We start from the raw sequence: 20,359 nt of genomic DNA on the forward strand, positions 1-20,359 counted from the left end.
ATTAATTGGTCATCAAAAAAGGAAATAAACGTTATGGGTACAGCAAAACTGGTGGTTCTCGGTAGTATCAATGCGGATCATATATTAAATGTTAAGCATTTCCCTCAGCCGGGTGAAACCGTTAGAGGCGATCATTACCAAGTTGCATTTGGTGGGAAAGGCGCCAACCAAGCTGTTGCAGCAGGTCGAAGTGGTGCTGACATAACGTTTATTGCTTGTGTTGGTGATGACGATATTGGTGTGAGTATAAAAAAACAGTTATCTCTCGATAATATTAAAACTGAATGTATTGATGCAATTGAAGGTGAAACGACAGGTGTCGCCCTCATTTATGTGAATCAACAAGGGGAAAATACAATTGGCATCAATGCAGGTGCAAATGCGCAACTAACCAAGGCAAGGTTAGCTCATTATCAGCAAAAAATTGTGGAAGCGGATGCGGTATTGATGCAACTGGAATCTCCTATTGAAACAGTACAAATGGCCGCTGAAATAGCGAAAAAAAACAATACAAAAGTCATTTTGAACCCTGCACCTGCTCAATCATTACCTGATTCATTATTATCATTAGTTGATATCATCACACCAAATGAAACAGAAGCTGAACACTTAACAGGTATTGCCGTTAATGATAATCAAGGTGCTCAGGATGCAGCTGAAGCCTTACATCAAAAAGGTATTAGTAAAGTGATGATAACACTTGGTTCTCGAGGTGTTTGGTATAGTGAAAAAGGTGAAGAAGGTAAAATAATTTCTGCATTTCGCGTAAAAGCAGTGGATACTATTGCCGCAGGTGATACATTCAATGGGGCTTACGTTACTGCACTGCTTGAAGGTAAGGCTGACGAAGAAGCGATTATTTTTGCCCATGCGGCGGCGGCGATAGCTGTGACTCGCCCTGGAGCTCAACCCTCTGTTCCATGGCGTAAAGAAATTGACCAGTTTTTGACTCAACAGGATTAACTTGTGGCAACAATGAAAGATGTGGCACGCCTTGCGGGGGTGTCAACATCCACCGTCTCTCACGTTATTAATCAAAATCGCTATGTCAGCGAGAGCATTACCACTCGCGTTAAAAATGCGATTGAAGAGTTAAACTATGCCCCTTCTGCGTTAGCGCGTAGTTTAAAAATGAATCGTACTAATACGATTGGGATGTTACTGACAACAAGTAATAACCCATTCTACGCAGAAGTAGTGCGGGGGGTAGAGCGGAGTTGTTACGAACGCGGCTATAGTTTGATTTTGTGCAACACTGAAGGTGACCTCCAACGAATGAATCATAGTTTAGAAACGTTGCTACAAAAGCGTGTTGATGGGCTATTGATTATGTGCACAGAAGTTCAAGGGCCATCAAAGAATGTTTTGGCTCGTTACCCCGCTGTGCCAACGGTTATGATGGACTGGTCACCATTCGAATCAGATGGCGATATCATTCAAGATAACTCTTTTCTGGGTGGGGAAATAGCCACTCGTTACCTTATTGAATCTGGTTTTACCCGTATTGCATGTATTGCAGGACCACAAGACAAATCACCAGCAAGGGCACGCCATCAAGGTTTTATTCAAGCCATGACAGATGGCGGCATTAATATTTATGATGATTATATCATTTTCAGTGATTTTGAATTTGCTGGTGGGTTTGAGTCTATGAATAAACTGCTTAGCTTACCTGTCCCTCCCGAGGCTATTTTTGCCGGTAATGATGCGATGGCGGTGGGAGCTTATCAAGCGATATACCAAAAGGGCTTGAAAGTACCTGATGATATTTCAATTATTGGTTATGATGATATCGATCTTTCACCTTATATGATCCCACCACTAACAACAATTCATCAGCCAAAAGATAAGTTAGGCCAACAGGCTGTTGACCAACTTATTTATCGTATGGATAACCCAGAAGCAAAGGCGAGCGTTTTGGTTCTTACCCCTGAGCTAATTGAGCGCCAATCGGTTAAAAAATATTAATTCTTCGCTTTTTTGGTTTTGTTTTTTATTAAATTGTCACCGTCTGTCTTACTTAATAATAAGAAGACAAAAGCTGAGATAAGCGTAATGACACCAACGGTAATAAAAGTGTAGTGAAAATTATCGACCGTATTGCTATTAGGTTGTCCACCATAGAAGTTTAAGATTGCAGCACTGACTGCAATACCGAAGCTTATCGATAGTTGCTGAGTCACCGCTAACATACTATTTCCCGCACTCGCATTATTGTCTGTTAAATCAGCCAAACAAATAGTATTCATTGCGGTGAACTGCACTGACATCACCATTCCTAAAATGAATAAAGGTACGATTAACAGGTAAATCGACATACTTGGTGATTGTAAGGAAAACTGTGCAATCATTAATCCAATAATAATGGTGATAACAAATAATGTATTACGGTAGCCATACTTAGTTAGGACCCGAGTAACTCCCGATTTAGCAGTGATTGACCCTATTGCTAGTGGTGCCATCATCATTCCTGCCACAACGGCTTCGTAACCAAAACCCACCTGCAACATTAATGGCATTAAAAATGGAATACTGCCTGTTCCTAAGCGTGTCGCGATATTACCGCTGATCCCAATAGAAAATGTACGCGTTTTAAATAAATTCAATGGGATTATTGCGTGCTTAGTGTGTCTTGCATGGAAAATATAAACAAATAAGAAGAGAAAGCCGACTAAGACAATAGTGACTGGAATCGATGTTGAAAGAGATTTATCACTGAATAAGTCTAAGCTGACAGATAGCATGACTAAGCCGGAACCAAACAATAAGAACCCTAAAGTATCAAATTTACGTTTTGGCATTTTAAAGTCAGGCATATGTTTTAAGGCATAAAAAATACCTAAAACACCAATAGGAATATTAATAATAAATATCCAATGCCAAGTTGCATAGGTTACTAAGATACCACCTAATAGAGGCCCCAATATTGGCCCAACTAAACCAGGGATGGTGACGAAATTTAAGATAGGTAATAACTCACTTCGAGGGTAAGCCCTTATTAAGGCTAAGCGGGCGACTGGCATCATCATTGCCCCACCAATTCCTTGAATAACCCTAGAGGTCACTAAGAAATTTAAGGAAGGCGAAAGGGCACAAAGTAATGAACCAAGAGAAAATAAAGAAACCGCTAAAATAAATATACGTCTTGTACCAAATCTATCTGCAAACCAGCCGCTAACAGGAATCAATAGAGCAACAGTAAGCGTATAACTGACTACGGCTGATTGCATCGCAAGCGGCGAGTGATCAAGGCTTCTTGCAATATCAGGTAAAGCCGTATTCAAAATTGTGGCATCAAGCGCTTGCATGAAAAAGGCCATTGCCGCAATCCATGGAAGGCCAGACATATTTTTCGCTGTTTTGAACATCAGTTACCTATACAAATAAATGAAAGCTTTAATGGAATATTGTTTTGTTAGTCTTGCTTTTGGGTAATCGTTAGTAAGTTATAGCAAAGGTCGAGTGCTACTGTACTTTTACCATGAATAATTGCATTGGCAAGTTGTTGATGAATTTCGACCTCTATAACCTCATTATTAGTAATGACATCAAAGTAACGCAGATAAATAGAACGGAATAAATTAGCAAAAGAAATTAAGAAAGGATTGGCACAAGCTTTGTAAATAGTTAAATGGAAATGATAATCAACTTTCACCCAATGCGCTCTGTCAAATTCTTTGGCGAGTAACTGCATTTCACTTGCTAATAATTGTAATGATTGTTTTTGTTCTTTTGTCGCATGTATAGCCGCAAGATAACAAGCTTGAGGTTCTATTGCGAGTCGAACCATTTTAAAGTGTTCCATCACGACCGATTGCTCTTCACTATTGGACCACCATGTTAAGAGATCTTGGTCTAAAAAATTCCAATTTGAGGGAGGCATAACACGGGTACCTATTTTGGGGCGTGCTAATACCATTCCTTTTGCCGCTAATATTTTTATTGCTTCTCTTATTGCTGTTCGACTCGCTTGGAATTGTTCTGATAATTCTAATTCGCTGGGTAAAATGGAATCAGGTAAATAGGCGCTGGTTAAAATCAACTGGCCAAGATTTTCTGCAATAATATAAGAGCGATTTTTTTGTGAGGCTGTTTGTTGCTTACTTAATTCCATAATTCATCTCAAAGCATAATTCTTAGATGCATATATTACGTGAGTAGATGTGTGATTGCTGCTTAAATAGTCAACATATAGACCTAATTTAACTTATAAATATGTTTTTGGCTAAAAAAAACACGAACAAGATAAAAACTCAAAAAAACACTTGCGAGAATTTTTCGACTCCCTATAATGCGCATCCGTTGTCACGACAAACCGGTTAGAAGAAAACTTCATAACCCAGTGATAACAGAGGTGAGAAAGAAAAAAGTTGAAAATAAACGCTTGACTTTCTAAATAAAAAACGTATTATACGACACCTCGCGACAATGACCTGATTCACAAAATCCGGTTCAAAAATCGAAAGATTCAGTCGCAACGCTCTTTAACAATTTATCAGACAATCTGTGTGGGCACTCACAAGACACTATCAAAAAAATATTTGATTTTAAGTCTTGAAGAGTGACTAACACGTTAATTCATATATATGAACTAATAGGTAATTTGATTTCTTCGGAAATCAAACGACAGTAAACATTCTTTGAGCATCAAGCTACTTTTAATTGAAGAGTTTGATCATGGCTCAGATTGAACGCTGGCGGCAGGCCTAACACATGCAAGTCGAGCGGTAACAGGGGGAGCTTGCTTCTCGCTGACGAGCGGCGGACGGGTGAGTAATGTATGGGGATCTGCCCGATAGAGGGGGATAACTACTGGAAACGGTAGCTAATACCGCATAATCTCTCAGGAGCAAAGCAGGGGAACTTCGGTCCTTGCGCTATCGGATGAACCCATATGGGATTAGCTAGTAGGTGAGGTAATGGCTCACCTAGGCGACGATCCCTAGCTGGTCTGAGAGGATGATCAGCCACACTGGGACTGAGACACGGCCCAGACTCCTACGGGAGGCAGCAGTGGGGAATATTGCACAATGGGCGCAAGCCTGATGCAGCCATGCCGCGTGTATGAAGAAGGCCCTAGGGTTGTAAAGTACTTTCAGTCGGGAGGAAGGCGTTGATGCTAATATCATCAACGATTGACGTTACCGACAGAAGAAGCACCGGCTAACTCCGTGCCAGCAGCCGCGGTAATACGGAGGGTGCAAGCGTTAATCGGAATTACTGGGCGTAAAGCGCACGCAGGCGGTTGATTAAGTTAGATGTGAAATCCCCGGGCTTAACCTGGGAATGGCATCTAAGACTGGTCAGCTAGAGTCTTGTAGAGGGGGGTAGAATTCCATGTGTAGCGGTGAAATGCGTAGAGATGTGGAGGAATACCGGTGGCGAAGGCGGCCCCCTGGACAAAGACTGACGCTCAGGTGCGAAAGCGTGGGGAGCAAACAGGATTAGATACCCTGGTAGTCCACGCTGTAAACGATGTCGATTTGAAGGTTGTTCCCTAGAGGAGTGGCTTTCGGAGCTAACGCGTTAAATCGACCGCCTGGGGAGTACGGCCGCAAGGTTAAAACTCAAATGAATTGACGGGGGCCCGCACAAGCGGTGGAGCATGTGGTTTAATTCGATGCAACGCGAAGAACCTTACCTACTCTTGACATCCAGAGAATTTAGCAGAGATGCTTTAGTGCCTTCGGGAACTCTGAGACAGGTGCTGCATGGCTGTCGTCAGCTCGTGTTGTGAAATGTTGGGTTAAGTCCCGCAACGAGCGCAACCCTTATCCTTTGTTGCCAGCGATTCGGTCGGGAACTCAAAGGAGACTGCCGGTGATAAACCGGAGGAAGGTGGGGATGACGTCAAGTCATCATGGCCCTTACGAGTAGGGCTACACACGTGCTACAATGGCGTATACAAAGAGAAGCGACCTCGCGAGAGCAAGCGGAACTCATAAAGTACGTCGTAGTCCGGATTGGAGTCTGCAACTCGACTCCATGAAGTCGGAATCGCTAGTAATCGTAGATCAGAATGCTACGGTGAATACGTTCCCGGGCCTTGTACACACCGCCCGTCACACCATGGGAGTGGGTTGCAAAAGAAGTAGGTAGCTTAACCTTCGGGAGGGCGCTTACCACTTTGTGATTCATGACTGGGGTGAAGTCGTAACAAGGTAACCGTAGGGGAACCTGCGGTTGGATCACCTCCTTACCATTGAAGTGTTTTTGTGAAGTGCTCACACAGATTGTCTGATGAAATAGAGTAGCGGTATCGATAGGCTTGTAGCTCAGGTGGTTAGAGCGCACCCCTGATAAGGGTGAGGTCGGTGGTTCAAGTCCACTCAGGCCTACCACTTTTCTCTTATGCTGCGTTATGGCTCAGCTCGTTTACCCAAAAGTAAACTTCGCTAATCCACGCCTTGCCTAAGAAAAAAGACCTCCGAATAAGAAAATCTTATAAAGAGATTAATTGATACCGAAAATACCTTTATGGGGCTATAGCTCAGCTGGGAGAGCGCCTGCCTTGCACGCAGGAGGTCAGCGGTTCGATCCCGCTTAGCTCCACCATAATTTTTCTGATTATTCAGAATAGATTAGTAATAGTCTATTGCGAATAATTATGCTCTTTAACAATCTGGAACAAGCTGAAAATTGAAAACAACGCACATTGTTTATCGCTTAAACAATGTGAGAGTCTCTCAAAATTTCAGACCTGAAATTTTCGGTCACAAACTCGAGCGGCATGCGCGAGCAGTGTGAAATTCAAGGCGGACAGCGCACAGCAAGCGCAGCGTACTTAGGTACGTGAGCATTGCGAGCACTGCCCAACGAAGAAGTTCACCACGCACAGCCATGACAGTAAGGTGAACGTTGAAACAATTTCGGGTTGTGAGGTTAAGCGACTAAGCGTACACGGTGGATGCCTAGGCAATCAGAGGCGATGAAGGACGTGCTAATCTGCGATAAGCGTCGGTAAGGTGATATGAACCGTTACAACCGACGATTTCCGAATGGGGAAACCCAGTGCAATTCGTTGCACTATCGTTTGATGAATACATAGTCAAACGAAGCGAACCGGGGGAACTGAAACATCTCAGTACCCCGAGGAAAAGAAATCAACCGAGATTCCCCTAGTAGCGGCGAGCGAACGGGGAGCAGCCCAGAGTCTTAATCAGCATTAGCATCAGGAGAACGGTCTGGAAAGTCCGGCAGTAAAGGGTGATAGCCCCGTATCCGAAGGTGTTAGTGTTGTGAACTCGACGAGTAGGGCGGGACACGTGTTATCCTGTCTGAATATGGGGGGACCATCCTCCAAGGCTAAATACTCCTGATTGACCGATAGTGAACCAGTACCGTGAGGGAAAGGCGAAAAGAACCCCGGCGAGGGGAGTGAAATAGAACCTGAAACCGTGTACGTACAAGCAGTGGGAGCCCCACCACCAAAGCATTTTCTGGTGTTGAGGACAACCTTGAAGTTGCATTCAACACGCGTTGGCGGAGCGCTTTTTGCGACGCCCAACACACAAAACAAGCAGTGAATGTGCTTTGGGGTGGGGTGACTGCGTACCTTTTGTATAATGGGTCAGCGACTTATATTCTGTAGCAAGGTTAACCGAATAGGGGAGCCGTAGGGAAACCGAGTCTTAACTGGGCGAATAAGTTGCAGGGTATAGACCCGAAACCCGGTGATCTAGCCATGGGCAGGTTGAAGGTTGGGTAACACTAACTGGAGGACCGAACCGACTAATGTTGAAAAATTAGCGGATGACTTGTGGCTGGGGGTGAAAGGCCAATCAAACCGGGAGATAGCTGGTTCTCCCCGAAAGCTATTTAGGTAGCGCCTCGTGAACTCATCTTCGGGGGTAGAGCACTGTTTCGACTAGGGGGTCATCCCGACTTACCAACTCGATGCAAACTACGAATACCGAAGAATGTTATCACGGGAGACACACGGCGGGTGCTAACGTTCGTCGTGAAGAGGGAAACAACCCAGACCGCCAGCTAAGGTCCCAAAGTCATAGTTAAGTGGGAAACGAAGTGGGAAGGCTCAGACAGCCAGGATGTTGGCTTAGAAGCAGCCATCATTTAAAGAAAGCGTAATAGCTCACTGGTCGAGTCGGCCTGCGCGGAAGATGTAACGGGGCTAAACTATGCACCGAAGCTGCGGCAGCGATATGTAAATATTGTTGGGTAGGGGAGCGTTCTGTAAGCCTGTGAAGGTGTGCTGTGAGGCATGCTGGAGGTATCAGAAGTGCGAATGCTGACATAAGTAACGATAATGCGGGTGAAAAACCCGCACGCCGGAAGACCAAGGGTTCCTGTCCAACGTTAATCGGGGCAGGGTGAGTCGACCCCTAAGGCGAGGCAGAAATGCGTAGTCGATGGGAAACGGGTTAATATTCCCGTACTGGTGATAATTGCGATGGGGGGACGGAGAAGGCTAGGCTATCCGGGCGACGGTTGTCCCGGTTTAAGGATGTAGGCAGGTGAATTAGGCAAATCCGGTTCACTACATGCTGAGGTCTGACGACGAGTCACTACGGTGATGAAGTAGCTCATGCCCCGCTTCCAGGAAAAGCCTCTAAGCTCTAGATTATCATTAATCGTACCCCAAACCGACACAGGTGGTCAGGTAGAGAATACTCAGGCGCTTGAGAGAACTCGGGTGAAGGAACTAGGCAAAATGGTGCCGTAACTTCGGGAGAAGGCACGCTGGCATTAGGTGAAGTGATTTACTCATGGAGCTGAAGCCAGTCGCAGATACCAGCTGGCTGCAACTGTTTATTAAAAACACAGCACTGTGCAAACACGAAAGTGGACGTATACGGTGTGACGCCTGCCCGGTGCTGGAAGGTTAATTGATGGGGTTATCCGTAAGGAGAAGCTCTTGATCGAAGCCCCAGTAAACGGCGGCCGTAACTATAACGGTCCTAAGGTAGCGAAATTCCTTGTCGGGTAAGTTCCGACCTGCACGAATGGCGTAATGATGGCCAGGCTGTCTCCACCCGAGACTCAGTGAAATTGAACTCGCTGTGAAGATGCAGTGTACCCGCGGCAAGACGGAAAGACCCCGTGAACCTTTACTATAGCTTGACACTGAACATTGAGCCTTGATGTGTAGGATAGGTGGGAGGCTTTGAAGCGTGGACGCCAGTCTGCGTGGAGCCAACCTTGAAATACCACCCTTTAATGTTTGATGTTCTAACGTTGCCCCATTATCTGGGGTGCGGACAGTGTCTGGTGGGTAGTTTGACTGGGGCGGTCTCCTCCCAAAGAGTAACGGAGGAGCACGAAGGTTGGCTAAGCATGGTCGGACATCATGCGGTTAGTGCAAAGGCATAAGCCAGCTTGACTGCGAGAGTGACGGCTCGAGCAGGTACGAAAGTAGGTCTTAGTGATCCGGTGGTTCTGAATGGAAGGGCCATCGCTCAACGGATAAAAGGTACTCCGGGGATAACAGGCTGATACCGCCCAAGAGTTCATATCGACGGCGGTGTTTGGCACCTCGATGTCGGCTCATCACATCCTGGGGCTGAAGTAGGTCCCAAGGGTACGGCTGTTCGCCGTTTAAAGTGGTACGCGAGCTGGGTTTAGAACGTCGTGAGACAGTTCGGTCCCTATCTGCCGTGGGCGTTGGAAGATTGAAAGGGGCTGCTCCTAGTACGAGAGGACCGGAGTGGACGCACCACTGGTGTTCGGGTTGTCATGCCAATGGCATTGCCCGGTAGCTAAGTGCGGAAGAGATAACCGCTGAAAGCATCTAAGCGGGAAACTTGCCTTGAGATGAGTCTTCCCTGACTCTTTAAGAGTCCTAAAGGAACGTTTAAGACTAAGACGTTGATAGGTTGGGTGTGTAAGCGTAGCGATACGTTGAGCTAACCAATACTAATGAACCGTGAGGCTTAACCTGACAACACCGAAGGTGTTTTAGAGAGATAGAGTTGTTTTCGAGAAGTGAGAAGCCGAAAGGTGAAGGACACGCAGCTTGTTTGAGATTGAGGTTCTGGTTTAGTGAAGAAAAAACTAAACGGGAACAAAACAAAATTTGTCTGGCGGCAATAGCGCGGTGGTCCCACCTGACCCCATGCCGAACTCAGCAGTGAAACGCCGTAGCGCCGATGGTAGTGTGGGGTCTCCCCATGTGAGAGTAGGGAACTGCCAGACATTAAATTAGTGAGAAAGCCACCCGTTGGGTGGCTTTTTTGCGTTTGGGGAAACTAACTAATTGTTGATGTTAGAGTTGAAACGCTTTAATGTCTCAATAACCCAATAACCCAATAACCCAATAACCCAATAACCCAATAACCCAATAACCCAATAACCCAATAACCCAATAACCCAATAACCCAATAACCCAATGACCCAACGACTTTTTTATTTTAACGACTCGATTTATTTGATTTTATTCCTGTTCTCAGGGCCATTAGTCATGAATATACCTATCGTCAATGGAAGCTCACGATGAAAAGTAGTGAGTAACAGCTCACAAGTTGTTTGGTATATGTAGCAAAATTTTAATGAAACCTAATGGATATGATTGATAGGTGGTTTTCCATCACCGTACTGAATGGAATTACTTGGGAAATAAGTAACAGTCCACTTAAAAAGGAAAATGGAGCAGTGAAAGTAAGCTGGAACCTTCATCTCTTAAATAGGTATGAAATGAATTCATTTATATACCCTACTGATAGATGAATCCTAAAATATTAAAATAAGTAATAAATCAGGGGAATTAGTTCATCGATTTATTCTACTTTACTTTTTTGGGCTTTTTATATTTTATGGCTTTTATAGTGTTAATTGATATGTAAAAACAGTATGTGTTTATAATTTAAATATTAATAATATCAATGAATAATATGTTGTAAGTTATTTTTTCTGCTAAAAAAGTAGTTCATCACGCTTTTAAATTTTGTCTGAATTTTATCTGGATGGTTATTTTTATATATAAAAATTGTTAAATTGATGTTTTATTTTATTGTGCTTATAATGAATCAATAAACTTAAGATATTACATAAGATATAAAATATATTTATAAATAGAATTTTCAATGGAAAGAACACAGCCCAATGTGTCGTTAATAGCATAAGCGGTAATCATTAACTGACTGTATTTCATGTAAATATTGTTTATGTGCCAAAGGTGGATCGCATGAAAAAGGCAAAAAGCGCTAATCATAAGATTTTTGATCAAATTCTTTCTGTAAATAAGCAGAAAGAAAACGAATTTAATAATGGGCAAGATGGTGCAATTATTCTTTCTATACTTGTGATGTTTTTTGTACCATTTTTACTATTAAATGCAGCAAGAATTTTTTTTGGGATAGATTACAGTTTTGTCGCAGTGATCTCCATGTTGGCAGTTAGTGCCATCATCACATACACACTGTATAAGCGTTTAAAAATGGATTCTGAATTTGCTGAGAAGCATATTGTGTTAGACCAATTATTGATGCGTTATACGCCAAAAAATAAAGCAGAGTTTAAGAGCCTTCAAGAAGAGAGAAAGGCAAACCCATCAAGTACTTATTTACTTGTTGAAGATTGGGCTAATAGAGAAAGGCTGCACTATGCAAATTTGCATACACTAATAATCTAATAAATGTTTGCATATCCCTCGGCTATTTTTAGTCGGGGGATTTTTTTATCTATTGCAATGGCTAGCCCTACATTGAGGGCTAGGTTAGTAAAAATAACTAATTCCAGTTTTTACCTAGAAGATATGCAATTTCGAGAGATTGCATTCTGTTGAGTCTAGGGTCACATAATGATTGATACCTATAACTAATATCTTCTTCGCTGATTTCAGGAATACCTCCTGTGCACTCAGTAACATCTAGTCCTGTCATTTCTAAGTGGACACCTCCTGGATGTACTCCTGCTTCCTTTAATATATGAATGAACTGAATCATTTCATCAGTAATATCCGTAAAATAGCGTGTTTTATATCCTTCTTTGGCATTTTTAGTATTACCATGCATAGGGTCAATCATCCAAATGACAAACTCTCTACTGGACTGAATTGATTTAATGAGAGCTGGAAGCTTTTGTTTAATAACCCCCGTTCCCATTCTAATGATGATAACTATTTTTCCTTTCTCTTGACTAGGATTCAATTTCTTTATTAATTTCAGTAACGTATCTGATGTGATATTTGGCCCGCATTTGATACCAATAGGGTTTTCTATCCCTCTTAAATATTCGATATGTGCTTTTTTTAGATCTCTAGTTCTTTCTCCGACCCATACCATATGTGCAGAGCAGTTATACCACTTGTTATCTTTAGAGTCTTTTCGTGTCATGGCTTCTTCATAAGGAAGTAAGAGCGCTTCATGACTGATATACATCGGTTTTATAGCATTTTCTTTCTGCGAAAGATAATTTGCAGTTTTGTATAAATCCTCTAGAAATGACATGTAGTGTGTTTGCTCGGTCGAACCCGGATAAACTTTGATATTCAATCTAGATTGATATTCAGTAGGATCAGATGTGTTGATAGCCCGAATTAAATTGAGCGTAGCAGATGAGTAATGATAAGCACTAAGCATTCTTTGGGGGTCCGGTGTTCGGCTTTTTTCTGAAAAGTCTGCACCGTTAATAATCTCACCTCTAAAGCTTGGTAGCTCAATACCATTTTGTGTCTCAAAAGAGTTACTTCGAGGTTTAGCGTATTGACCGGCTATGCGGCCAATTTTGATCACTGGAAGGTGAGTTGCTTGACTTATCAATCCTGCCATTTGGTTAAAAGTGAACATAAAGTCACGGATAACTGTTGACTGGCAATTATTAAAAGATTCTGCACAGTCCCCTCCCTGTAAAATAAACGCCTTTCCTTCAGTTACTGAACTCAGTATGTTTTTAAAGCTACGAATTTCAGACGCTAATACTAAGGGGGGGTGGTTATGTATGTTATTTTGAAAATACTCTAATGCACATTTATCTGGATAATGCGGATTTTGTTCTATGGGAAAGTCCTTCCATGAGGAAGGCCTCCACAATGTTGACTGGTTATAAGATCCCTTTTTATGATGAGAAATATCATTATGTTTCCCTATAATGACGTCATAATCATAAGAAAGTAACATATCAACTCCTAGGCCATGAGAGTAAAAAGTAAGGATGAGGAAAGATTATTTTGACTGAGATGTGTTGAGGTACGTTGTGAGAGTACCATTTTGTCTTGCAAGATAGTCTTCACGCACAGGTGTATATACATCGATAACTTCTGAAGGCTCAAGTGCTTCCGCATCATGAACAGCCCAAGAAGGGATGATAAAAGAGTCACCTGCGTGTAAGAAAACGGTTCGACCATCAACAGTTAATCTTAACGAACCTTTTAATATTGTTGTTGCAGTTTCATGTTCATGGACATGTTCTGGGATAATCGCTTTTGGCTTGAATGTCCAAAAGGCAATAGTAAAACCGGTACCATGAATGAATTTTGCTTGTATTTTGCTTTCCTCTCCTTCATTACGGTTTAGGTCCATATCATAGGAGATCATTTCTTTAGATAAAAAGAGGCTCATATTGTTACCTTATATAAAAATAGGGGAATATTAAATAGAGTATTTATTAAATGATTAATTAATCTTTGAGTGGATTGAGAACCCCATAGGAACGGGACCAAAGTCATGTAATATATTGAGGTTATGGTTTTTAGCTGCTTTTAGCGTAGTGATACATGCATCAACAGTTCCATTGGCGCATTGTAAAGCCGCTTCACTATTGGAATTAAACAATAAAGACTCAATTGGTTTATTTAAGCCATTAACCTCTGAAAATAAATCTTTAGGTGCAGGATGTGAACCTATTTTTTTTATTTTATTCAGGTCAGTATAGCGACTTGCAAATAACATGTTATGAGTATCCAATACAAAACAATCAGTCAACTTTAAAAAAGTTAAGTTTTGAAAGACTATGTTGTGTAAATAAGGATAAACAATACAACCGAGTAATATGCAGTTATTATCCTTTTTTATTTTTTCTACAGCGATTTCAAGTGTTTCGTGTAATATAACATTTCCATCTAAGTCATTTTTTTCTAAATAATAATGTGCAGCTTTCTCGCAATTTGTTCCTTTAGGGCCTAATGTATGGATAGTAAACATGGCAATACCTCATATAGATTATATTCTTCCTGTTTCGTTTATTAAATCAGGGAGTCTTCTCCCTGATTTAATTTGAGCTAGCATTGTATTTTCAGTGTTATTAATTTTTACAGCTTCTTCAAAGACTTTATCAATCATATCTAATGGAACAACGACACTCCCGTTTGCGTCTGAAATGATGAGATCGCCAGTCTGGATGATATTGTCTTCAATTCTGCATGAAGTGCCTGTCTCACTGACATAGTAAGCACCTTGAGTGTCTGATGGAATTATATTACTCGCGATGACAGGGATATTCAGATCTCGTAATTCTTGAATGTCCCTAACGGCGCCACCTAAAATAATACCGTTGAAGCCGAGTTGCTGAAAATAGGTGCAACTCATTCCTCCGGCTAGAGCAGCATGTTTCATTAAATCACCATAGCCAGCAACATAAATAAGTCCACTTGCGTTATGTAATTCAGGTACGAGAAACTGTTGGACTTGTTCCCATGTTGATGATTGTTTCTCTATGATACATTTTCCTTTTTTAATTAATTTCCATTGAACGGTATATGCATGTCCGACGATATAAAAATCGTTCATATTAAGAGGATGTAGTTCATGAGATAAAACACTACCTGATGTTAATCCATCTAGAATGTCAATAATTGTAGATGTGCTTATTTTTAAATTTTTTATCTTCTCGAGTTTTTTATATCGGGATTGTAAAACATAAATTTTCCTTGTTTAGATAGAAAAAGGATTATTAGCTTTTTAATTAATAGATATAAATTCTAGTAAGGTCAAGGATAAATAAAATATAAACCTACCAATTTTTAGTATTTGCATGATATAGATGGTTATTTATTTTAAGTTAATTTTCCATCGTAATGATTTTAATATTTATATTTTAGTGATGATAATTGAATTTATTATAAATAGATGTGATTATTGTTATTTGACATTTAAATTATTAATAGAATAAAAAACGGCATAAATAGCCGTTTTTTATTCTATATAATTATGAGAGATAGACGTTAATGTGATTTACCCTGCTCAATACCAAGCCCAATTTGTGAACGAATAAACTGTTCTTTGAAACGTTCCCTCTCCATTTTTCCTTGTTGTGAATTATCTGTTACAGAGAATAGCCATGAAGCAACAAATGCAACAATCATGGAGAAGAAGGCTGGGTACTCATATGGATAGATTGGTTTTTCATGGTGAAGAATACTGACCCAGATGGTTGGTCCTAAAATCATTAAAACAACAGCAGTAATTAGCCCTAACCAACCGCCAGCCAATGCACCGCGAGTTGTCAGCTTACGCCAGTACATCGACAGTAAAATGATTGGGAAGTTACAACTAGCCGCAATAGAGAATGCTAAGCCGACCATGAAGGCAATGTTTTGTTTTTCAAACAAAATACCGAGGCCAATTGCAACAAAACCTAAGATAACAACGGTAATTTTAGAGACACGTAATTCATCTTTTTCATCCGCTTTACCATTTTTCATTGCCATCGCATATAGGTCATGAGAAACCGCGGAGGCGCCTGCTAAGGTTAAACCAGCAACAACAGCAAGGATAGTGGCGAATGCAACCGCAGAAATAAAGCCTAAGAAGAAATTGCCACCGACGGCATCTGCAAGGTGAACAGCAGCCATGTTTGTTCCACCGATAAGTGCTCCAGTAGCATCTTTAAATGCAGGATTGGAACTGACTAGAACGATGGCACCAAAACCAATAATAAAGGTTAAGATGTAAAAGTAACCGATAAATCCAGTGGCATAGAACACACTTTTACGAGCTTCTTTAGCGTCACTAACGGTGAAGAATCGCATAATAATGTGAGGGAGGCCAGCGGTACCAAACATCAATGCAAGACCAAGGGATAAGGCGGATATTGGGTCGGAAACCAGTCCTCCTGGGCTCATAATAGCAATACCATTTTTATGAACTTCAACGGCTTCTTTAAATAAGGTATTAAAGTTAAAGCCAACATGCTTCATAACCATAACGGCCATGAATGTTGCACCCGCTAATAACAAGATGGCTTTAATAATTTGCACCCAAGTTGTGGCTAACATTCCACCAAATAAGACATATAGCACCATCAATATACCCACAATGACAACAGCGACGTGGTAATTGAGACCAAATAACAATTCAATTAATTTACCCGCACCAACCATTTGAGCAATAAGATACAGTGCAACAACAACCAGAGAGCCAACCGCAGATAGAATACGAATTGGTCTTTGTTTTAATCGATAAGAAGCAACATCAGCGAAGGTATAGCGACCTAAATTACGTAAGCGCTCGGCAATTAAGAATAGAATGATCGGCCAGCCAATTAAGAAGCCAATCGAGTAGATTAAGCCATCATAGCCAGAGGTATAAACCAGAGCAGAGATCCCTAAGAAGGAGGCAGCAGACATAAAGTCACCCGCGATAGCCATCCCGTTTTGGAAACCGGTAATTTTCCCGCCCGCAGTGTAGTAATCAGAGCGAGAACGCGTTCTTTTTGACGCCCAGTAAGTAATATACAAAGTGAAGCCGACAAACAGTAAGAACATCACAATCGCCTGAATATTTACAGGCTGGCGTTCAACATCCCCTGTCAATGCATCAGAAAACGCCATTGATGAGGTAAAAAAGAGAATGAGTGAGAGCAATATTTTCATTTTTCTACCTCTTTTAAAATTTCTGCCGTTAAGCGGTCATATTCACCGTTGGCTCGGATGACGTAAAGCCCAGTGAGTACAAACGAAATGACGATTAGCCCTACACCAACAGGGATCCCTCTTGTTATGTATGAACCTTCGGATATTGGTGTTCCAAGCCAGCTTGGGTCAAAAGCGATAAGAAAAATAAAACCCACATACAGCACGAGCGTTATTGCAGATAACAACCATGAAAAGCGACTACGTTTCCTAACCAGTTCTTGAAAGCGAGGGTTATCCTCTACCTTTTCGTAAGCAGTAGCATTCATCAGAGTTCTCCTCTGTTATACTCGTCATACTTCAAGTTGCAGCTTTGTTGACTGCACTCACTCACACGAGTCACATACTTATGTATGCTCCTCGTGTTTCGTTCGCTTGTCGCCTAGCTGCACCTCGAATTATTTAGAGTAAACCATCTTGTTGGGATGTATGTAAGGCCGCCTCTATGAGTTGGCCTTTTGGCGTTATGACATACTCATAGACTGTTTTTCTTCGAGTAGTTTTTCGACAACACCTGGATCAGCCAGAGTGGAGGTATCTCCGAAATTACTGGTGTCTCCTGATGCAATTTTTCGTAGGATGCGACGCATGATTTTACCGGAACGGGTTTTGGGCAGTGAATCCGTCCAGTGGAGTACATCCGGGGTGGCAATAGGGCCGATTTCCTTACGAACCCAGTTGCGAACTTCGGTGTATAGCTCTGGTGATGGCTCAACCCCAGATATTAATGTGACATAAGCATAGATTGCTTGGCCTTTAATATTATGAGGAATACCGACCACGGCAGCTTCTGCCACTTTCGGATGTGCAACGAGCGCTGATTCTATTTCTGCGGTACCTAAACGGTGGCCCGAAATATTCAGTACATCGTCAACACGGCCAGTGATCCAGTAATAACCATCTTCATCACGACGAGCACCATCACCACTAAAGTACATGCCTTTAAAGGTTGAGAAATAGGTTTGCTCGAAGCGTTCGTGATCGCCGAATAAGGTACGGGCTTGGCCCGGCCATGAATCAACAATCACTAAGTTACCTTCTGTGGCGCCTTCGATAGGTTCACCAAGGTTATCGACTAATGCAGGGCGAACACCAAAGAATGGCAATGTTGCAGACCCTGGCTTTAACATGGTTGCCCCCGGAAGTGGTGTGATCATGAAACCACCTGTTTCGGTTTGCCACCATGTATCGACAACAGGGCAGCGGCTGTTACCAATTTTTTTATAGAACCATTCCCAAGCTTCAGGGTTAATGGGTTCCCCCACGGAGCCGAGAATCCGTAATGAGCTGCGATCTGTACCTTCAATGGCTTTATCACCTTCGGCCATTAATGCGCGGATAGCTGTTGGGGCAGTATAAAGGATATTGACTTGGTGTTTATCAACCACTTGGCTCATTCGGTTAACTGCTGGGTAATTAGGTACCCCTTCGAACATTAATGTTTTAGCGCCATTGGATAATGGCCCATATAACAAATAGCTATGGCCTGTTACCCAGCCTACATCTGCAGTACACCAATAGACTTCACCTGGATGGTAGTCGAAGGTGTATTTAAATGTCAGTGTGGCATAGACTAAATAACCGCCAGTGGTATGCAGAACGCCTTTCGGTTTACCTGTAGAGCCTGAGGTATATAGGATGAACAGCGGGTCTTCTGCGTTGATTTCTTCTGGAGGGCAATCTGCACTGACGCCTTTGATGACGTCGTGCCACCAGAGATCACGGCCTTCTATCCAGCTCGGCGCGTTGCCTGTGCGTTGGTAAACAATCACATTAGAAACCGTTGTGACTTGTGGGTTGGCGAGTGCGTCATCTACATTTTTCTTTAATGGAATTGCACGGCCAGCACGTAAGCCTTCATCCGCAGTGATGATAAGCTTCGCTTTACAGTCGATAACGCGACCAGAGACCGCCTCAGGGGAGAAACCAGCAAAAATGACCGTATGTATAGCACCAATACGAGCACAAGCTAGCATCGCGACAGCAGCTTCGACAACCATCGGCATGTAAATGGCGACGACATCACCTTTACGGATCCCTTGTTGTTTTAGGACATTCGCAAACTGACAAACATCATGGTGCAGTTCGCGGTAAGTGACATTTTTTGACGATGAAGGGTCATCGCCTTCCCAAATAATCGCAGTTTGGTCGCCTTTTTCAGCCAGATGGCGATCCAAACAGTTAGCACTTAAATTTAATGTACCGTCTTCAAACCAGCGGATATAGATGTGCCCGGGGTCAAAAGAGGTGTTTTTAACACGAGTGTACGGTTTAATCCAATCAACGATTTTTCCTTTTTCGCCCCAAAATCCTTCAGGGTCTTGAATCGAGCGTTGGTACTCATCGTTATACTGTTGTTCGTTTATCAGGGCATTTTTTGCAATTTCAGCAGGAACGGGATGTTTAGTTATTTGAGTCATATTATTATCTCCTTGCAGATGTTAATACTATGTCAAAAAATGGTTAACTAAAGCACGGTTTTTAAATTTGTTTTTCTTTTGCGCGGAAGATCACGTATTAATTGTAATGAGATTTGCAGGATTATCATTTGATGCTAAATGTCAAATTGACATATAAATCTAAAAATATAATAAAAGGTGGGTTTAAAGAAAAATAAATGGCGGGGTTGTTGGTATTAGTTACTGAATAAACAAGTTCTCATAGCGAATATAAATATCCATACATTTCTCATGGGTTTGATAATGATTTTCATTAACAGTAAAATAACTATAATAGATAGTTATTCACAAGGTGCGAAGTTACGCAAGTGTTTACCCTATGAGCCTTGTGGTAAAAATGAGAAACATAGTGGTATTTACGTCACTGGAGACAATAATATGAGTTATACATTACCTGCTTTACCTTATGCTTATGATGCGTTGGAACCACATTTTGACAAGCAAACCATGGAAATCCACCATACTAAGCACCATCAAACCTATGTGACTAACACCAATACAGCGTTAGAAAAACTACCTGAATTAGCAGGTTTAGATATCGATGTTCTGATTCAAAAATTAGACCAAATTCCTGCTGATCAACGTACGTTTGTTCGTAACAACGCAGGTGGCCACTCAAACCATAGTCTGTTCTGGAAAGGTTTGAAATTAGGTACTGAATTAAAAGGCGAATTAAAAGCTGCGATTGAGCGTGATTTCGGTAGCGTTGATGCATTCAAAGAACTGTTTGAAAAAGCAGCTGCAACCCGTTTCGGTTCTGGTTGGGCGTGGCTGGTTCTGAAAGATGACGGTAAATTAGCTGTAGTTTCAACAGCAAACCAAGACAACCCATTAATGGGTGAGGCTATTTCAGGCGCATCTGGTTACCCAATCATCGGTTTAGACGTATGGGAACACGCTTATTATCTGAAATTCCAAAACCGCCGTCCTGATTATATTAAAGCATTCTGGTCAGTTGTGAACTGGGATGAAGCAGCGGCACGTTTTGCAGCGAAAGCTAAATAATCTTATAAGATAACGTAATTTGCTATAAGCGCAGCGTTAATGCTGCGCTTTTTTTATGCCTACAATTTGATATCGATTCCAAAACTTTACT

General features: G+C 41.9%; 13 protein-coding genes, 2 tRNA genes and 3 rRNA genes. 9 read left to right on the forward strand and 9 right to left on the reverse strand.

All coding sequences use genetic code 11. The annotated features are described in order from the left end of the window. Positions 1–33 precede the first annotated feature (33 nt). Entirely contained in the window at positions 34–963 is a 930-nt protein-coding gene (gene rbsK, locus M1F25_RS00270; protein WP_181488967.1) for a ribokinase, read from the forward strand. A gap of 3 nt (positions 964–966) precedes the next feature. Then, positions 967–1,968 carry a ribose operon transcriptional repressor RbsR gene (gene rbsR / locus M1F25_RS00275; RefSeq protein WP_164564183.1) on the forward strand — a complete coding sequence of 334 codons (1,002 nt, stop codon included), beginning with the start codon at positions 967–969 and terminating at the stop codon, positions 1,966–1,968. Here the strand turns inward: rbsR and mdtD are convergent. Both mdtD and M1F25_RS00285 read right to left on the reverse strand, forming a co-directional pair. Continuing rightward, positions 1,965–3,368 (reverse strand): multidrug transporter subunit MdtD, encoded by a 1,404-nt coding sequence (mdtD, locus tag M1F25_RS00280; RefSeq protein ID WP_180312269.1) that lies wholly within the window; start codon positions 3,366–3,368, stop codon positions 1,965–1,967. The genes rbsR and mdtD overlap by 4 nt on opposite strands. Positions 3,369–3,415: 47 nt before the next feature. Next, positions 3,416–4,114: a FadR/GntR family transcriptional regulator gene (locus M1F25_RS00285; protein ID WP_004906351.1), complete on the reverse strand. Its 699-nt coding sequence runs from the start codon at positions 4,112–4,114 to the stop codon at positions 3,416–3,418. A 545-nt stretch (positions 4,115–4,659) separates the two neighbouring features. On the opposite strand from M1F25_RS00285, the gene M1F25_RS00290 reads away from it, so the two are divergent. The 6 genes from M1F25_RS00290 (at position 4,660) to M1F25_RS00315 (ending at position 11,587) form a co-directional block, all read left to right on the forward strand. Next, positions 4,660–6,199, forward strand: a 16S ribosomal RNA gene (locus M1F25_RS00290). Between the two features lie 65 nt (positions 6,200–6,264). Continuing rightward, positions 6,265–6,341 (forward strand) — tRNA-Ile (locus M1F25_RS00295). Positions 6,342–6,479: 138 nt separating this feature from the next. After that, positions 6,480–6,555: transfer RNA gene (locus M1F25_RS00300), tRNA-Ala, on the forward strand. Between the two features lie 325 nt (positions 6,556–6,880). After that, positions 6,881–9,898 (forward strand): 23S ribosomal RNA (locus M1F25_RS00305). Between the two features lie 138 nt (positions 9,899–10,036). Continuing rightward, positions 10,037–10,152: ribosomal RNA gene (rrf, locus tag M1F25_RS00310) — 5S ribosomal RNA — on the forward strand. Together the 16S, 23S and 5S rRNA genes with 2 tRNA genes alongside form the textbook arrangement of a ribosomal RNA operon. Before the next feature lie 988 nt (positions 10,153–11,140). Then, a complete protein-coding gene (locus M1F25_RS00315) occupies positions 11,141–11,587 on the forward strand; it encodes a hypothetical protein (protein WP_094962901.1) in 447 nt (148 codons plus the stop codon). 97 nt (positions 11,588–11,684) lie between these two features. Here M1F25_RS00315 and M1F25_RS00320 read toward each other — a convergent pair whose 3' ends face one another. The 7 genes from M1F25_RS00320 to acs all read right to left on the reverse strand — a co-directional run bounded on the left by M1F25_RS00320 (position 11,685) and on the right by acs (position 19,224). Beyond that, positions 11,685–13,073: a 3-deoxy-7-phosphoheptulonate synthase class II gene (locus M1F25_RS00320; RefSeq protein WP_112308040.1), complete on the reverse strand. Its 1,389-nt coding sequence runs from the start codon at positions 13,071–13,073 to the stop codon at positions 11,685–11,687. A gap of 45 nt (positions 13,074–13,118) precedes the next feature. Beyond that, positions 13,119–13,475, reverse strand: coding sequence for a cupin domain-containing protein (locus M1F25_RS00325; protein WP_242439631.1), 357 nt, complete (start codon positions 13,473–13,475; stop codon positions 13,119–13,121). A gap of 93 nt (positions 13,476–13,568) precedes the next feature. After that, positions 13,569–14,096 (reverse strand): prephenate dehydratase domain-containing protein, encoded by a 528-nt coding sequence (locus tag M1F25_RS00330; protein ID WP_112308039.1) that lies wholly within the window; start codon positions 14,094–14,096, stop codon positions 13,569–13,571. 18 nt (positions 14,097–14,114) lie between these two features. Further along, a complete protein-coding gene (locus M1F25_RS00335) occupies positions 14,115–14,816 on the reverse strand; it encodes an RraA family protein (RefSeq protein WP_181489666.1) in 702 nt (233 codons plus the stop codon). 299 nt (positions 14,817–15,115) lie between these two features. After that, entirely contained in the window at positions 15,116–16,765 is a 1,650-nt protein-coding gene (actP, locus tag M1F25_RS00340) for a cation/acetate symporter ActP (protein WP_094962897.1), read from the reverse strand. Then, on the reverse strand, positions 16,762–17,073 hold the full coding sequence (locus M1F25_RS00345; RefSeq protein WP_004263244.1) for a DUF485 domain-containing protein: 312 nt from the start codon (positions 17,071–17,073) through the stop codon (positions 16,762–16,764). Before M1F25_RS00345 ends, actP begins: the two co-directional genes overlap by 4 nt. A gap of 195 nt (positions 17,074–17,268) precedes the next feature. Continuing rightward, a complete protein-coding gene (gene acs / locus M1F25_RS00350; RefSeq protein ID WP_181488970.1) occupies positions 17,269–19,224 on the reverse strand; it encodes an acetate--CoA ligase in 1,956 nt (651 codons plus the stop codon). A 417-nt stretch (positions 19,225–19,641) separates the two neighbouring features. Between acs and sodA the strand changes: the two genes are divergently transcribed. Then, positions 19,642–20,268 (forward strand): superoxide dismutase [Mn], encoded by a 627-nt coding sequence (sodA, locus tag M1F25_RS00355; protein WP_180312640.1) that lies wholly within the window; start codon positions 19,642–19,644, stop codon positions 20,266–20,268. Positions 20,269–20,359 lie beyond the last annotated feature (91 nt).

Origin of the sequence: Providencia sp. PROV109 (assembly GCF_033681625.1) — a bacterium.
In the GTDB taxonomy this organism is placed as follows: domain Bacteria; phylum Pseudomonadota; class Gammaproteobacteria; order Enterobacterales; family Enterobacteriaceae; genus Providencia; species Providencia hangzhouensis.

Bases quoted from the DNA above. Each gene is read 5' to 3' on its own strand.
- rbsK (WP_181488967.1), top strand. From the start codon at position 34: ATGGGTACAGCAAAACTGGTGGTTCTCGGTAGTATCAATGCGGATCAT.
- mdtD (WP_180312269.1), bottom strand. From the start codon at position 3,368: ATGTTCAAAACAGCGAAAAATATGTCTGGCCTTCCATGGATTGCGGCA.
- M1F25_RS00285 (WP_004906351.1), bottom strand. From the start codon at position 4,114: ATGGAATTAAGTAAGCAACAAACAGCCTCACAAAAAAATCGCTCTTAT.
- M1F25_RS00315 (WP_094962901.1), top strand. From the start codon at position 11,141: ATGAAAAAGGCAAAAAGCGCTAATCATAAGATTTTTGATCAAATTCTT.
- M1F25_RS00320 (WP_112308040.1), bottom strand. From the start codon at position 13,073: ATGTTACTTTCTTATGATTATGACGTCATTATAGGGAAACATAATGAT.
- M1F25_RS00325 (WP_242439631.1), bottom strand. From the start codon at position 13,475: ATGGACCTAAACCGTAATGAAGGAGAGGAAAGCAAAATACAAGCAAAA.
- M1F25_RS00330 (WP_112308039.1), bottom strand. From the start codon at position 14,096: ATGTTTACTATCCATACATTAGGCCCTAAAGGAACAAATTGCGAGAAA.
- actP (WP_094962897.1), bottom strand. From the start codon at position 16,765: ATGAAAATATTGCTCTCACTCATTCTCTTTTTTACCTCATCAATGGCG.
- M1F25_RS00345 (WP_004263244.1), bottom strand. From the start codon at position 17,073: ATGAATGCTACTGCTTACGAAAAGGTAGAGGATAACCCTCGCTTTCAA.
- acs (WP_181488970.1), bottom strand. From the start codon at position 19,224: ATGACTCAAATAACTAAACATCCCGTTCCTGCTGAAATTGCAAAAAAT.
- sodA (WP_180312640.1), top strand. From the start codon at position 19,642: ATGAGTTATACATTACCTGCTTTACCTTATGCTTATGATGCGTTGGAA.